This is a genomic window from Mesorhizobium waimense (assembly GCF_003601975.1).
In the GTDB taxonomy this organism is placed as follows: domain Bacteria; phylum Pseudomonadota; class Alphaproteobacteria; order Rhizobiales; family Rhizobiaceae; genus Mesorhizobium; species Mesorhizobium waimense.
In genome coordinates, this window is sequence record NZ_QZWZ01000028.1 from 45,492 (window position 1) to 60,153 (window position 14,662).

The 14,662-nt window shown below is 62.2% G+C and carries 15 protein-coding genes; 8 read left to right on the top strand and 7 right to left on the bottom strand.

Translation table 11 applies throughout. From position 1 onward, the window contains the following. Positions 1-70: 70 nt before the first annotated feature. Positions 71-1,723 carry an ABC transporter substrate-binding protein gene (locus D3227_RS27635; protein WP_120017428.1) on the top strand — a complete coding sequence of 551 codons (1,653 nt, stop codon included), beginning with the start codon at positions 71-73 and terminating at the stop codon, positions 1,721-1,723. A gap of 294 nt (positions 1,724-2,017) precedes the next feature. Here D3227_RS27635 and D3227_RS27640 read toward each other — a convergent pair whose 3' ends face one another. Together D3227_RS27640 and D3227_RS27645 are read right to left on the bottom strand one after the other, a co-directional pair. Further along, positions 2,018-3,352 (bottom strand): aspartate aminotransferase family protein, encoded by a 1,335-nt coding sequence (locus D3227_RS27640; RefSeq protein ID WP_120017429.1) that lies wholly within the window; start codon positions 3,350-3,352, stop codon positions 2,018-2,020. Continuing rightward, a complete protein-coding gene (locus D3227_RS27645) occupies positions 3,349-4,239 on the bottom strand; it encodes a MurR/RpiR family transcriptional regulator (protein WP_120017430.1) in 891 nt (296 codons plus the stop codon). The genes D3227_RS27640 and D3227_RS27645 overlap by 4 nt, the downstream gene beginning before the upstream one ends. A gap of 79 nt (positions 4,240-4,318) precedes the next feature. Between D3227_RS27645 and D3227_RS27650 the strand changes: the two genes are divergently transcribed. The 6 genes from D3227_RS27650 to D3227_RS27675 all read left to right on the top strand — a co-directional run bounded on the left by D3227_RS27650 (position 4,319) and on the right by D3227_RS27675 (position 9,528). Further along, a complete protein-coding gene (locus D3227_RS27650) occupies positions 4,319-5,179 on the top strand; it encodes a beta-keto acid cleavage family enzyme (protein ID WP_120017431.1) in 861 nt (286 codons plus the stop codon). Positions 5,180-5,353: 174 nt separating this feature from the next. Further along, positions 5,354-6,103 (top strand): glutamine ABC transporter substrate-binding protein GlnH, encoded by a 750-nt coding sequence (gene glnH / locus D3227_RS27655; protein WP_120017432.1) that lies wholly within the window; start codon positions 5,354-5,356, stop codon positions 6,101-6,103. Positions 6,104-6,166: 63 nt separating this feature from the next. Continuing rightward, entirely contained in the window at positions 6,167-6,823 is a 657-nt protein-coding gene (glnP, locus tag D3227_RS27660) for a glutamine ABC transporter permease GlnP (RefSeq protein ID WP_120017433.1), read from the top strand. Then, a complete protein-coding gene (gene glnQ / locus D3227_RS27665) occupies positions 6,820-7,548 on the top strand; it encodes a glutamine ABC transporter ATP-binding protein GlnQ (RefSeq protein WP_120017434.1) in 729 nt (242 codons plus the stop codon). Before glnP ends, glnQ begins: the two co-directional genes overlap by 4 nt. Further along, the gene (locus D3227_RS27670) at positions 7,538-8,596 is read left to right on the top strand and encodes a C45 family autoproteolytic acyltransferase/hydrolase (protein WP_120017435.1); all 1,059 of its coding nucleotides are present in this window, start codon (positions 7,538-7,540) and stop codon (positions 8,594-8,596) included. Before glnQ ends, D3227_RS27670 begins: the two co-directional genes overlap by 11 nt. 14 nt (positions 8,597-8,610) lie before the next feature. Beyond that, a complete protein-coding gene (locus D3227_RS27675) occupies positions 8,611-9,528 on the top strand; it encodes a MurR/RpiR family transcriptional regulator (protein ID WP_120017463.1) in 918 nt (305 codons plus the stop codon). 155 nt (positions 9,529-9,683) lie between these two features. Here D3227_RS27675 and D3227_RS27680 read toward each other — a convergent pair whose 3' ends face one another. Genes D3227_RS27680 through D3227_RS27695 form a run of 4 tightly spaced genes read right to left on the bottom strand, consistent with a single transcriptional unit; the run spans position 9,684 to position 12,382 of the window. Continuing rightward, entirely contained in the window at positions 9,684-10,679 is a 996-nt protein-coding gene (locus D3227_RS27680) for an aldo/keto reductase (protein WP_120017436.1), read from the bottom strand. Between the two features lie 16 nt (positions 10,680-10,695). After that, positions 10,696-11,070 carry a DUF2255 family protein gene (locus D3227_RS27685; RefSeq protein WP_120017437.1) on the bottom strand — a complete coding sequence of 125 codons (375 nt, stop codon included), beginning with the start codon at positions 11,068-11,070 and terminating at the stop codon, positions 10,696-10,698. Positions 11,071-11,080: 10 nt separating this feature from the next. Beyond that, the gene (locus D3227_RS27690; protein WP_120017438.1) at positions 11,081-11,551 is read right to left on the bottom strand and encodes a (R)-mandelonitrile lyase; all 471 of its coding nucleotides are present in this window, start codon (positions 11,549-11,551) and stop codon (positions 11,081-11,083) included. A gap of 48 nt (positions 11,552-11,599) precedes the next feature. Continuing rightward, entirely contained in the window at positions 11,600-12,382 is a 783-nt protein-coding gene (locus D3227_RS27695) for a carboxymuconolactone decarboxylase family protein (RefSeq protein WP_120017439.1), read from the bottom strand. A gap of 144 nt (positions 12,383-12,526) precedes the next feature. On the opposite strand from D3227_RS27695, the gene D3227_RS27700 reads away from it, so the two are divergent. Then, positions 12,527-13,420 (top strand): LysR family transcriptional regulator, encoded by an 894-nt coding sequence (locus D3227_RS27700; RefSeq protein ID WP_120017440.1) that lies wholly within the window; start codon positions 12,527-12,529, stop codon positions 13,418-13,420. Positions 13,421-13,698: 278 nt separating this feature from the next. Here the strand turns inward: D3227_RS27700 and D3227_RS27705 are convergent, their stop codons facing one another. Next, the gene (locus D3227_RS27705; RefSeq protein ID WP_120017441.1) at positions 13,699-14,604 is read right to left on the bottom strand and encodes a LysR family transcriptional regulator; all 906 of its coding nucleotides are present in this window, start codon (positions 14,602-14,604) and stop codon (positions 13,699-13,701) included. Positions 14,605-14,662 lie beyond the last annotated feature (58 nt).

Sequence of the window (14,662 nt, forward strand, 5' to 3'; positions counted from 1 at the left end):
TTTACGATGAGCCGTGAGAGCCGCTGAAATCAACAGCGCGTGAGGGAACGGAAACCAGTGGGAGAAGTCAATGAAGATGATCAAGGACAATGGCGATCGCATTCCTGATTTTGTGACGACGATGGCCGAGAGCGCCAGGTCAGGTGCGGTCGACCGTCGCGAGTTCCTGGCGATTGCCAGCACTTTCGGCGCCACGACCGTCGCCGCCTATGCTCTGCTTGGCCTCGCCGCACCGACCGTTGCGCGGGCCGATGAGCCGAAAAAGGGCGGCGTGCTGAAAGTCGCCACCAGCGTCAAGGAGCAGAAGGACCCAAGGACCTACGACTGGTCCGAAATGGCCAATGTCGCACGCCAGACGCTTGAACCACTGGTCAAATACACCAACGAATTCACCTTCAAGCCGATCCTGCTTGAAAGCTGGGAGATCAACGACGACGCCACCGAATACACGTTGAAGGTCCGCCAGGGCGTCAAATGGAATAATGGCGATGACTTCAACGCAGATGACGTGGTCTTCAACCTGACGCGCTGGTGCGACAAGGCGGCCGAGGGCAATTCGATGGCGGCGCGCATGGGCGCGCTCATCGATGCCAAGACCGGCAAGCCGCGCGACGGTGCCATCAACAAGGTCGATGCCTACACCATCAAGCTCAAGCTGCCGGAACCCGACATCTCGATCATTACCGGCTTCTCCGACTATCCGGCGCTGATCGTGCATCGCGACTACGAAAAGATGGGGAGCAATTTCATCGCCCACCCGATCGGCACCGGACCTTTCGAACTGGTGTCCTACGATGTCGGTTCGAAAGTCGTGCTGAAGCGCCGGGTGAACGGCAAATGGTGGGGCGGCGAGGCCCACCTCGACGGCATCGAATTCATCGACTACGGCACGGATTCGAACGCCATGATCAGCGCTTTCGAATCCGGCGAGGTCAACACCAACTACGAGACCACCGCCGACTATGTCGACATTCTCGACAAGATGGGGCTGGTCAAGCATGAGGTGGTGACGGCCAACACCATCGTGGCGCGCACCAATATCGGCCACAAGCCTTATGACGACCAGCGAGTGCGCCAGGCGATCCAGATGGCCGTCGACAACGCCGTCGTCCTCAAGCTCGGCTATGGTGATGCCGGCATCCTTGGCGAAAATCACCATGTCTGCAAGATCCATCCCGAATATGCCGAACTGCCCAAGGTCAGCCGCGACACGGCCAAGGCCAAGGCGCTGATGACGGAAGCCGGCCAAATGGAGTTCGAGCATGAACTGATCGGCCTTGACCAGGACTGGCACAAGAACACCGCCGATTCCATCGCCGCGCAGCTTCGCGAGGCCGGCTTCAAGGTCAAGCGCACGGTGCTGCCCGGTTCGACATTCTGGAACGACTGGACGAAATACCCGTTCTCGATGACCAACTGGAACATGCGGCCGCTCGGTGTGCAGGTCATCGCGCTTGCCTATCGCACAGGCGAATCGTGGAACGAGTCCGCCTATTCCAACAAGGAACTCGACGAGAAGATCGGCAAGGCGTTGACCGTTGCCGATGTCGACAAACGGCGCGAATTGATGGTCGACATCGAGACAATCCTGCAGGGCTCGGGTGTCATCATCCAGCCCTACTGGCGCAAGATCTTCAACCACTCGACAAAGTCGGTGAAAAACTACGGCATCCATCCGACCTTCGAGCAGAATTTCGAGGATGTCTGGTTGGACGAAGCGTGATTGTAAAGCAACGGAAGGCGGCTTCACGCCGCCTCCCGATGCGCAGAAACGTTGATGAACTATGCTCGCGTCCAATCTCGGCTTTCCGGTAAGGAAGCCGGTTGAGGAATGGCGGTTGGGGGGCCGAAACCGGACTGGCAGCTTCAGGTGTCAGGTCCGAGTGAGCGGAGATTCAGCTCGGCTTGAGCGTTGTCCTGATCTAATCCAAAGCAGGCCCTTGCCGCGAAGTGCAGAAACGTCGCCCAATGGTGATGAGCGGACGTCACATCGTTACCTTCAAAATGCAGTTCCGGCCTAATCTGACGCTGTTTGCAATGCCGCGTCGATGGCATCGCCGAGGCGTTCGACGATCGCGTCGATGGCTGCTACATCGCAGATGAAGGGCGGCGCCAGAAGCACGTGGTCGCCCTTGATGCCGTCGATCGTGCCGCCCATGGGATAGACGAGGAGGCCACGCGCCATGGCCTCCTTCTTGATGCGCGCATGCAGTTTGCGTTTGGGGTCGAAAGGCAGCCTTGTCGACCGGTCCTCGACCAGTTCGACGCCCATGAAAAGGCCGCGCCCCCTGATGTCGCCGACATTGGCATGGTTGTCGAAGCGCTCGCCAAGCCGGCGCGTCAGATGGGCGCCCATCGCCTTGACGTTGTCGAGAAGCCCGTCGCGGGCGATGACCTCCTGAACGGCAAGTGCCGCCGCGCAGGCCATCGGGTGGCAGATATAGGTGTGGCCGTGCTGGAAGAGACCCGAGCCGCTTGCAAACGCATTGAATATCGTCTGGCTGAGCAGAACCGCGCCGATCGGCTGATAGCCGCCGCCCAGGCCTTTGGCGATCGTCATCAGGTCGGGGGCAATGCCCTCCTGCTCGCAGGCATGAAGCGTTCCGGTGCGGCCCATGCCGCACATCACCTCGTCGAGGATCAGGAGAACGCCATGGCGGTCGCAGATATCGCGGATGCGGCGGAGATAGTCGGCCACCGGCGGCACTGCACCGGCCGTCGCACCGACGACGGTTTCGGCGACGAAGGCCATCACCGTTTCGGGACCGAGCTCGAGGATCTTGTCTTCCAGCGCCTGCGCGGCGCGCCTGGCGTAGTCCTCGTCGGTCTCGCCGGCTTGCTGGTAGTGGTAGGCAAAGCATGGATCGATGTGGTGCGTGTCGATGAGCAGCGGCCGGAACTGCGTGCGCCGCCATTCATTGCCGCCGGTCGCGAGCGCGCCGAGCGTGTTGCCATGATAGCTTTGCCGGCGCGCGATGATGTTGTGTCGCTGCGGCTCTCCGATCTCGACGAAATACTGCCGCGCCATCTTCAGCGCCGCCTCCACCGCCTCGGAGCCGCCAGAGACGAAATAGGTGTGGCTGATGCCGGCCGGCGCGTCAGCGACAAGCCGGTCGGCGAGCGCTTCTGCGGCTTCGCTGGTGAAGAAGCTGGTGTGGGCATAGGCCAAGGTATCGGCCTGACGGTGCATGGCGGCGAGGACATCGGCATGGCCGTGACCGAGGCACGAGACAGCGGCGCCACCGGAGGCGTCGATATAGGCGCGGCCATCGGCGTCGAACAATTCGATGCCCCTGCCGCCGCTGGCGACGGGAAGCGTGGTGTGGATCTGGCGGTGCAGAATGTGGGTCATGCTTTTCCCCGGCCACGCGGCGGCAGTATGTGGATGTCGAGCTGAGACAACTGGTCTTCGGTGCGGCGGATGGCAGCGAGTGATTTTTGCCTACCCTTGCCGGCAATCAATGCGGCGAGAATTTCGCCCACGATGAAGGCCGGCGACATGGTGTGGAAGAAGGACGGGCTATCGGTCGCTACCAGAACCGAGAGGGCGGCCAGGGGGGCGAGCGGCGACACGACACTGTCGGTGATTGCGATCAGAGGCACGCCGTTGGCGGCAGCGCGGCGGGCAAGATCGACTGTCAGCCTGGTGTAGGGCGCGACGCCGACGACAAGCAGCACATCTTCTGTTGTCGCCAGGCGGATGGCGTCGGTGCCGGCCCCCGATGCGGCATCCAGCATCACCGCCTTTTCGCCGAGGAAGGACATGACATAGGCGAAGTGGGCAGCGACCGGATGGCTGGAGCGCAGGCCAAGGCAGAATATCCGGCGCGCCGCATAGAGCCGCTCGGCCGCTTCAGCCAGCGTATCGAGCATTTGCGGCTCGCCGAGACCGGCGACCTGCCTGGACAGCGATACGATCATCTCGGCGGCCAGCGCCCGCTCGCCGACCTGCTCCTGCCGGGCAAGCTGTGCGCCGGCCTTGCTGGCAAAGCCCAGCTCTCCCTGCCGCATCGCGTTGGCGTAGAGCGAGCGCAGCGGCTCGTAGCCTTCAAAGCCGAGCCGTTTTGCCAGGCGCGTCATCGTCCAGGGCTGCAGGCCGGCGCGGCGCGCCTGTTCGCGCATCGACAGCAGTGCGACATCCTCGGGATTGTCGATGAGATAGCGGGCCGCGCCCTGAAGCTGTGTGGGCAACGTGTCGAAGACCTCGACAATGGCATCGGTGAGCGGCGCACGGATCATGGTGTGAGCATAGACGCGATCGCTGGAATATGCAACATATGTAGCATATCATGCCGATACGCAACATACGGAGCAGTAAGTGAACGCAACGACAGATCAACCGGCGAATCGGCCCGAAACGACTGGTCCCGTCGCCATCGCCGTCGCCCCGAACGGTGGCAAACGAGGCAAGGCGGATCATCCCGCTCTGCCGATCACATCAGACCAATTGGCGGATGTTGCCGCGGCCTCGCTCGACGCTGGCGCAGCGATGATCCACGCCCATGTCCGCGACCGCGAAGGGCGCCATCTGCTGGATGCCGAGGCCTACCGGGCGGCGATCTCGGCGATCAAGGCTCGCGTCGGCGAAAGGCTGGTCATCCAGATCACCAGCGAGGCGCTTGGCCTCTACACACCCGAGCAGCAGATGCAGGTGGTGCGCGACGTGCGTCCCGAAGCTGTCTCGCTGGCATTGCGCGAGTTCGTACCCGATGAGACGCATGAGGCCGCTTTCACTTCATTCCTCGAATGGCTGCGTACGGAGCGGGTCAAGCCGCAGATCATCCTCTACTCTGCGGCCGAGGCGTCCTACCTTCAGACCCTCGCAAAGCGAGGCATGATCCCCTTCGAGAACCCGCCTGTGCTCTGTGTTCTCGGCCGCTATACGGTCGGGCAAACGTCGCGGCCCGCCGATCTGCTGCCGTTCCTGGCGACACAGGATGCGGCGTTCAGACATTGGATGGTCTGCGCCTTCGGTCGGCACGAGACGGCGTGCGTGACATCTGCGGCCCTGCTTGGCGGGCATGCGCGCGTCGGCTTCGAGAACAATCTTTTCCTGCCAGACGGCACATTGGCCTCCGGCAACCAGGATCTGGTTGCGGCCACGAAACGGGCCGTCGAAGCCTGCGGGCTGGAAGTCGCCGATGCAAATGCGTTGCGCGGCCAATTGGCTGATATCTAGAGCATCGGCTCTTCCTGCTGGCTGGCTTCCCAAGCGGTCTTCAGCGGTCAGCCGTTGCCTAGGTTACGCAAATATCAAATGCATACGATACATATATGCATTTTAGATTTGCGAGACGATTGCGGCGGTGTTACGCTTCCCAGCGCAAATTCCAACAAAAAGGGGAACCCGGACATGAAGTTCGCATTTGCAAGTCTCACCGCTGCCGCCGTCGCGGCAACGCTTCTGCTTGGCCAGCCGGCCCGTGCCGACGACCTGATCGTGGCCACGGACACCGCTTTCGTCCCGTTCGAGTTCAAGGAGGGCGACAAATATGTCGGCTTCGACATCGATCTGTGGGATGCCGTCTCCAAGGATATCGGCGTCACCTACACGCTGCAGCCGATGGACTTCAACGGTATCATCCCGGCGCTGCAGACCAAGCAGGTCGACGTCGGGCTTGCCGGCATCACCATCAAGGATGAGCGCAAGAAGGTCATCGATTTTTCGGATGGCTACTACGACAGCGGCTTCCTGCTGATGGTGCCGGTCGACAGCACGATCAAAGGTCCTGAGGATCTGGTCGGCAAGACGCTTGCCGTGAAGACCGGCACGTCGGCGACCGACTACGCCAAGGAGAACTTCAAAGGCACGGACCTGCGCCTGTTCCCCAACAGCGACAATGCCTATCTCGAAGTCGCGACGGGCCGCGCCGACGCCGCCATGCATGACACCCCGAACGTCCTCTACTACATCAAGACCAACGGTCAGGGAAAAGTGAAGACCGTCGGTCCGCAGATGATGGCCCAGCAATATGGCATGGCCTTCCCGAAAGGCAGCCCTCTTGTCGCAAAGGTCAACGCCTCGCTGACCAAGCTGAAGGGCGACGGCACCTACACCGCCATTTACAAGAAGTGGTTCGGCACCGAGCCGCCGAAGAGCTGATCCCCAGGGTTTCCCAGCGCGCCGGCATGGCCGGCGCGCCTTCCCTCAAAAGGAAAAGCGTCTATGACTTTTGACTGGTCCGTCATCTGGCAGGCTCTGCCGGAACTTCTCAAAGGCGCCCGCCTCACCGTGCTGATCGCGTTGGCCGGGCTCGCCGGCGGGCTGGTCATCGGCTTCGCCGCCGGGCTGGCGCGCGCCTATGGCAATGTTGTCCTCAACGCCATCGCCTTCGTCTATGTCGAAATCATCCGCGGCACCCCGATCATCGTGCAGGTGATGTTCATCTACTTCGCCTTGCCGATCCTCGCCGACATCAGGATCAATCCCCTGGCGGCGGCCATCATTGCGATCATCGTCAATGCCGGCGCCTACATCGCCGAAATCGTGCGCGGCACGTTCCTCTCCATCCATAAGGGATTGCGCGAAGCCGGGCTGGCGCTCGGCCTGCCGTTCTGGAAGGTGCTTCTCTACATCATCGGCCCGCTCGCTTTCCGCCGCATGATCCCGGCGCTCGGCAATCAGTTCATTGTCAGCCTGAAGGATACGTCGCTCTTCATCGTCATCGGGGTCGGTGAGCTCACCCGGCAAGGGCAGGAAATCATGGCGGCCAACTTCCGCGCCGTCGAAATCTGGTCGGCCGTGGCGATGCTCTACCTGATCATGACCGGGGTGCTGACGCTGATCCTCAGAGTGACCGAAAAGAGGATGCGCATCCTGTGAGCATCGTGGAGTTCAAGAAGGTCACCAAGCGCTTCGGTCAGGTCACGATCCTCGACGAGGTCGATCTGTCGATCGAGCCGGGCGAGAAGGTCGTTCTCATCGGCCCGTCTGGGTCCGGCAAGTCGACGCTGCTGCGCTGCATCAACGCGCTAGAGGAGATCAACGGCGGCGATCTCATCGTCGACGGCATCAGCGTCAAGGGCAGCGGCCGCATGGTCCGCCTGATCCGCCAGGAAGCCGGCATGGTCTTCCAGCAGTTCAACCTGTTTCCGCAGATGACGGCGCTGCAGAACGTAGCCTTCGGCCCGCACCGCGTGCGCGGCGAAACAAGGCAGGAGGCGCGTAGCCAGGCGCTGGCGATGCTGGCCAAGGTCGGGCTCGCCGACCGGGTGAACAACTATCCGAGCGAACTGTCCGGCGGCCAGCAGCAACGCGTCGCCATTGCCCGCGCACTGGCCGTCAAGCCGAAGCTGATGCTGTTCGACGAGCCGACGTCGGCGCTTGACCCCGAACTCAGGCATGAAGTACTGCGCGTCATGCAGGCGCTGGCCGAGGAAGGCATGACCATGATCGTGGTCACCCACGAGATGGCCTTCGCCCGCAAGGTCGGAACCAGGCTCATTTTCATGGAAGGCGGCAAGATCGCCGTCGACGGCCCGCCGCGCGAGCTGCTCGAAAACCCGCAAAACCCGCGCCTGAAAGAGTTTCTGCAGCATGTCGCCTGATGCCGGCCGCCGGCTTTCCTTCATCGATATCCAGGGCTCGCCGCATGATGTCGGTGCGGCCCTTGGGCGCTTTGGTCGAGCGGCGCTGCAGGACCATCTGCGCCACTCCGCGGCATGGCAGGAGTTGAAGGCGCGCCGCGCCGATCCGCGCATCGGCTTGATGGCGACCATCGTCCGCGAACGGTTTCCGCGCGGCTGGGCCGAGTTGCAAGGTCTTGCCGCCGGGCTCGATCTGCCTTTCGACGATGTCTTCCTGTGGAACTGCCGCGGCGACATCTGGGCGATGGCGCCGGATGGCTGCACGACCGTGCAACTGCCGGGTTCTCCGCATGTCGTCGGGCACAATGAGGATGGCGACCCGGATTTTGCCGGCCATTGTGCCCTTGCCCATGTGGCTTGCGAAGGCGGCGGCCAATTCACGGCTTTCGTCTATCCCGGCTCGCTGCCGGGGCACACATTTGCTGCGACATCGGCGGGGCTGGTCCAGACGGTCAACAACATCAGGCCGCTGGCCGGCGGCAGTGGCACGCCGCGCATGGTCCTGACCCGGGCGATCCTTGACACTCCCGATCTGGACGCGGCGGTGGCGCTGCTGAAATCGATGCCGCGCGCTGGCGCCTTTCACCTGACCCTGGCCCAGGCAGGCGACGGGCGGCTGCTGAGCGTCGAGTTCACCGCCCAGGCACTGTCCGTCGACCGCGTAGACGCGCCGCGCATCCATTCCAACCATCTCATCCACGCCGACACCGGACGCGTCTCGCAGATTGTCACCGGATCATCCGGCGCGCGCCAGCGGCGGGGCGAGATATTGCTGGCTCAAACGCCGCAGCCGGATCCGCAGAATTGTGCTGTCGGCATATTGTGGGACGCGGCCGACCCGGAACTGCCGATCTACCGTACCGACCCGGATGACGGCGACATCGAGAACACGCTGGCGAGCGCCGTCTTCCGCATCGGGGCTGACAAGGTCGAATGGTCTGTCTACGATAGGCCTGATGAAGCGGCTCGCTTCGAAATGCGGGATGGGCTGGTACCTGTCGCGACGTGAACAGGAACGGTGCGATGCCAGAGGACCCCGTTGCAGAGCCGCCGCGCACCATCGAGGATTTGAGGGCGCTGGCGCTCTCGGTCGGCCGCGACGAGGCTGGTTTTTCGCTCGGCTCGAAGGCGCACGACGTGTTCGCCAAGCTGGTGGAGGCCCCCGAGCAGTCGGCGGTCCGTTCGATTTCGGAACTGGCAAATCAGTTCGGCATCAATCCCTCGACCCTGACCAGGCTGGCGAAACGTCTTGGTTTTGAAGGCTTCAGCGATTTCCAGGCGGTCTTTCGCAAGGCGATCGCCAACGACCAGCAGTATTTCTACAGCCGCCAGGCCGGACGGCTGCTGGCGACACGGTCCGTCGACAATGCCGAGGTCGAAGTCTTCGAGCGCCTTGCGCGCGAAACGGCGGCGAATGTCGATGGCTTCCTCGGCCAGCTGGATGGCGTTTCGCTGCAGGGCGCAACCAGGCTGCTTGCAAACGCGCGCCGCGTGCGCGTTCACGGGGTGCGCCAGTTCCACTCGCTGGCGAGCTTTCTGACCTATTGCCTGGGCATGGTGAGGTCCGACGTGGCGCTGCTCGACGCGCCGCGGCTCGGTGTCGCCGAAGCACTGTCGCAGCTCGACCCCGGCGACGTCGTCATCGTCGCCAGCTGTGCCCCTTATACGCGCAGCGTCGCCGAGGTTGCCCGCATCGCATCTGCGAATGGCCAGGCGGTAATTGCGATCACTGATTCCCGGTCCTCCCCCCTCGTTCCTCCCGCCGCGCACGCCTTCTTCATCCCGCACACCAGCAGCTTCTATTCGAACAGCATGGGCGCCTATGTCGTTTTCTGCGAGGCACTGCTAAATCTCGTTGCTAGGGAGCTGGGCGACAAGGCGCTGAACTCGCTGGCCGGGCGCGAACGTCTGATTGCCGAGATGAACATAGAGGTTGGTTGACCCCACGGCTTGCCACGGTCCGGTGCTGCGGCAACGCGACCTTCCCGCAGGCTCTCCTCAATCTCGTAGAATGGCATGGCCGCGCCGTATACCCGTGGCCACGTCAATGTCCGCTATCTCGCCCGGCGCATCCCGGGGGCGCTGATCCTGCGAGATCAGCGCCCTGACAGTTTGAGCATCTGCTCGGGATAGCGTTCGCCCTGCACGCCGATCTCGGCCGATCGCTCTTCGATCTCCTGGATATCCGCGCTGCTGAGATGAACATCGAGGGCGCCGAGGTTTTCCTCCAGCCGCTCGAGCTTGCGTGTGCCGAAGAGCGGGACGATCCAGGGTTTTTTCGCCAGCAGCCATGCCAATGCTACCTGCGCCGGCGTGGCCCCGTGGCGTTCGCCAACGGTGCGAATGAGATCTACAAGGGCCTGATTGGCTTGCCGCGCATCTGCCGAGAAGCGCGGAATCGAATTGCGAAAATCCGAGCTGTCGAGAGTCGTATTGACGTCAATCTTGCCGGTCAGAAACCCCTTGCCCAGCGGGCTGAACGGGACCAGGCCGATGCCCAGCTCTTCGAGGGTCGGCAGGATTTCGGCTTCAGGTTCGCGGGTCCAAAGCGAATATTCGCTCTGCAGGGCCGACACGGACTGTACGGCGTGCGCGCGGCGGATGGATTCAGGGCTCGCCTCCGACATGCCGAAGTATTTGACTTTTCCCTGCTGGATGAGGTCCTTCACAGTGTCGGCGACGTCCTCCATCGGCACCTCGGGATCGACTCGGTGCTGATAGAGCAGGTCGATCTGGTCGACGCGAAGCCGCCGCAACGTGCCCTCGACTGCCGCCCGGATGTGGGCCGGCTTGCTGTTGACGCCGCCATGATGCACGCCTGTGTCGGCGTCTACGTCCCAACCGAACTTGCTCGCGATGATGACCTGGTCGCGGATCGGGGCGATAGCCTCGCCGACCATCTCTTCGTTGGTGAAAGGGCCATAGACCTCCGCGGTGTCGAAGAAATCGACGCCGCGCTCCACCGCGCCGCGTATCAGCGCAATCATATCGGGCTTGTCGCGTAGCTGACGGGCATCGCTGCTGTAACCCATGCAACCCAGCGAGAGCGCCGAAACCTCCAGGCCAAGAGAACCCAGTTTGCGTTTTTGCATGATGATGTCCTCGTGCTTACGTGTTGCGGGGGCTGATCTTGATCGTGGCGGACCGTGCACGCGGCCCGACCATCGCGGCGAGATAGGGACTGGCGGCGTACTTGCCGCGGTAGGCCGCGTCGATCGGGTCGTTGACGGCTCCGTCGACCGGTTCGAAGGAGACCTCCCTGGCCAGCCCGGCGGCTGTCACCCTGCCAGCCTTTTGCCGGACCGCCGCCTGGTACCAGCGCGACTTTTGTCCGTTGTAACCGCGGACATAGAGGGCATTGTCGACGACGACGGACCAGATCCAGGTCGGCGTGCCGTATGTCGTTCCGTCCTCGCGGAACGGCGCGATATGCAGGTCGTCGCTTTCGGCGATCCTGCGCAGTTCATCGGGTGACCAGGTCATGGTGACGCTCCTATTCGGACACCCGGTATTGCTCAGGCGTCACCTGCTCCATCCAGTCGACGTTCTTGCCGTCGAGCATGTAGGAGATGGCGATATGGGTCATACCGCTGGTCTCGGTCGCGCCATGCCAGTGTTTGACACCCGCGGGGATCCAGACGACGTCGCCCGGTTTGATTTCAGTTCGGTCCTTGCCTTCTTCCTCAACCCAACCCGTGCCCGAAGTCACGATCAGGGTCTGGCCGGCAGGGTGAGTATGCCACGCGGTGCGGGCGCCCGGCGCGAATGTCACCTGGCCACCCGTGCCATGGGTGAACTCGGTTGCCGGAAACAGCGCGTTCACAACGACGTGCCCGACAAAATACTCCTGGGCTCCCAAAGTGGCCGGGTTTGAACCGTTCGTCGAGATATGGATGGCCTCGGCGCCGGCGGGCGCGGCTCCGAGGGTGGCGAGGGTCGCCACCGCGGCAAGCTTGCGTTTCATGACATGCCCTTTCAGTTTGGCTACGTGCTTGCAAATGCAGGATGGCGCTTACTTCTGGCGGCCTTCAAAGACGTCCTTGACGACCGGAACGGCCGTCATCGCGGCCGCCCATCCGGCATAGAAAGCAACCTGTGACAGGACCTCTGAGGCCTCTTCCCGCGTCAGGCCATTGTCCATCGCCCGGTTGAGATGGAACGGAATCTGGCCGACGTAACCCGACGCCATGAGGGCGCTGACTGTCACAAGGCTGCGGTCGCGGGGAGCGAGGTCAGGCCTTAGCCAGAGATCCTTGAACAGGACGTCGCCGGTGAAATCGACAAGGCTCTGCGACACGGGTCCGATATTGTTCTGGACACTGGCGGCACGCGCATCCTCGGCCTTTTGGTCGATGGGCAGAAGCGTCGGCGACGCTGCCGGCAGCTGGTCGGTGCCAATGGCTCGTGCCTCGAAAATGTGCCTGGTCTCATTGACGGCGGCCATGGCATTGCCCCAGCCTGAATAGAAGGCAAGGGGCGTGATGGTCTCGGAGATTTCGGCCGGCTTCACGCCGTTGTCCAATGCGAACGCCACCTGCTGGCCCAACTCGGCGGTCTGGTTGCGCGCGATCATGACGGCAAATGTCACGACGCTTCGGTCACGGGGTGAGAGGGCTCCACGCTGCCATAGATCACCACCGAGCGTTTCTTTCCTGTATTTCTCAAGGGCAGGGGCCACGAGAGCGAGACTGCCGGCCGCCACCGGCGGATGATCGGGGTCGGTCGAGGCCTCCTCAGAGTAAGCGGCACCTGATGCCGCTAGGCTGATCGGTGTGGCCGCCGCGAGCTTTTTCATGTCGAGTACCTCCTCAGTTGGCCTTGATCACCCGGGCTTCTCCTGCGTTACCGCTGCGCGACGAGCCGATGATGTCAATATAAGCCGCCTTGGAGTTTGCATTAGGGAGCAAAAACCGCATAGACTAATTAGGAGGACTTATGAATGGCTGGCGAGAACCTGAATGACCTTGTGGCGTTTCTCGCGGTTGCGCGGGAGCGCAGTTTCACGAAGGCGGCAGCCAAGTTGGGGGTGTCGCAATCAGCGCTGAGCCAGACCATACGGCTGCTTGAGGAACGGATAGGCCTTCGGCTGCTGACGCGCACGACGCGCAGCGTGTCGCCTACCGAAGCGGGCGAACGCCTCCTGCAAAATGTCGGTCCGCGTCTGGACGAGGTCGAAGCCGAGATCGAAGGATTGAGCGAGCTGCGCGAGAGGCCCGCCGGCACCGTCAGGATCACGGCCGGAGACCATGCTATCGTGACGCTGCTCTGGCCGAAGCTGCGGAAACTCCTGGTCGACTACCCCGATATCAAGGTCGAACTTAGTGCCGATGCCGGCCTGACCGATATCACCGCCCATGGGCTCAATGCTGGCGTGCGGTTGGGAGAGCAGGTCGCCAAGGACATGATTTCGGTGCGGATCGGACCCGACATACGTTTCGTGGTGGTGGGAACCCCGAGCTATTTTGGGAACCATGCCCCGCCCGACGCACCGCAGGACCTGGTCGAACACACCTGCATCAACCTGCGTCTCGCAACATTCGGCGGCCTATACGCGTGGGAGTTCGAGAAGAATGATCAGGAATTGAAGGTGCGTGTCGAAGGGCAGTTGGTCTTCAACAACATATTCCACGTGCTCGACGCCGCGCTCGACGGATTCGGCCTTGCCCATGTGCCAGAGGACCTGGCACGGCCACATCTTGCCGAGGGACGCCTGCGCCAGGTGCTTGATGGCTGGTGCCCGGCTTGGCCTGGATATCATCTGTATTACCCAAGCCGTCGCCAAGCCTCGCCAGCGTTCGCAGTCCTACTGGAAGCGCTGCGCATCCGCGCATAGAATTTCTCGCTCGGACCGGAGGTCACGCTCGTTCGCGAACAGCTGAACGTGACGGCCAAGACGCCAGCTCAATCGGCGCTCCCTTGGGCCATTCATCAACTGGGAACTGTCTTCCGCGTTACATCGAGTGCGAACAATCGAACCGAGTGATTGCGCTTGCTAAATCCGGTGCGAAGTGCGTTGACGATGACCGCCATCGCCGCGCAGACCTGCCGCCTGGTTGTGTAGCAAAGGTGATAGCCGGTGAGGGCGGCTCCAATAGTCAAGCTGGTCGTCAGTCAAATATCGGTCACAGCCTTGAGGTTTGCTGCGAGTGTATCAATTGCAGCACGCAGCCGCATTGGAATGTATTGCGCCGATGGCCAGACCGCGTAGGTATCGAGGGCGAGAGACTGAAATTGATCCAACAGGGTAACCAGATGACCTGCTTCAAGCTGATCACTGACAAGCCAACTGGGCAGCCAGGCAACTCCCATACCCTGAACCGCAGCATCCGCGATTGCCTCTTGATTGTCGAATTGCAGGCGCCACTTGAGTTTCGCTACAATCGCCCGTCCGCTTTCATCGTGAAACGTCCAAGGGAACGGCTGGTCGTTCCGCCAATAAACCAAGGCGTCGTGATCGAGGAGGCTCGCAATATCCGTGGGTGTGCCACGTGTGGCTAGGTAAGATGGCGACGCACAAACAATTTTTTTCTGACTGACGATTTTTCTGGTGCTCAGACCGCTACCCTCGCCAGGCGTCCCATTTCGGACTGCAAGATCGAATCGCTCTGCGACCAAATCAACCACGGAGTCGCTGAACCGGAGGTCCAGTTCGAGACTCGGATGTTGCCGCGCCAGTTCGAGCAGCACAGGTTCAACGCAATGGCGCCCAAATAGCAGGGGTAGAGATACTTTCAGCCTTCCCCTGACCTCGCGTCGGCCGGACTCGAGCAGCGCTTCTCCCGCGCGTAGCTCCTCGAGCGCGCGCAGGCAGCGTTCATAATAAATCTGGCCGTCCTCGGTCAGGCCCTGGCTTCGCGTCGTGCGATGAAAAAGCCGAACACCCAGTCGCGCTTCCAGACGCGCGATCGTTTTGCCGACCGCCGAGCGGGTAAGCGCCAGGCGTTCTGCGGCGCGCGCGAAACCACCAGCCTCGACCGCTTCCACGAAAACTGAGACCCCGTCCAGATTGTCCCGCATCACTGATCCATTGCTTCCTGGCGCGCTACAGAATGCGGAAAAAATATCCGCACTGTGA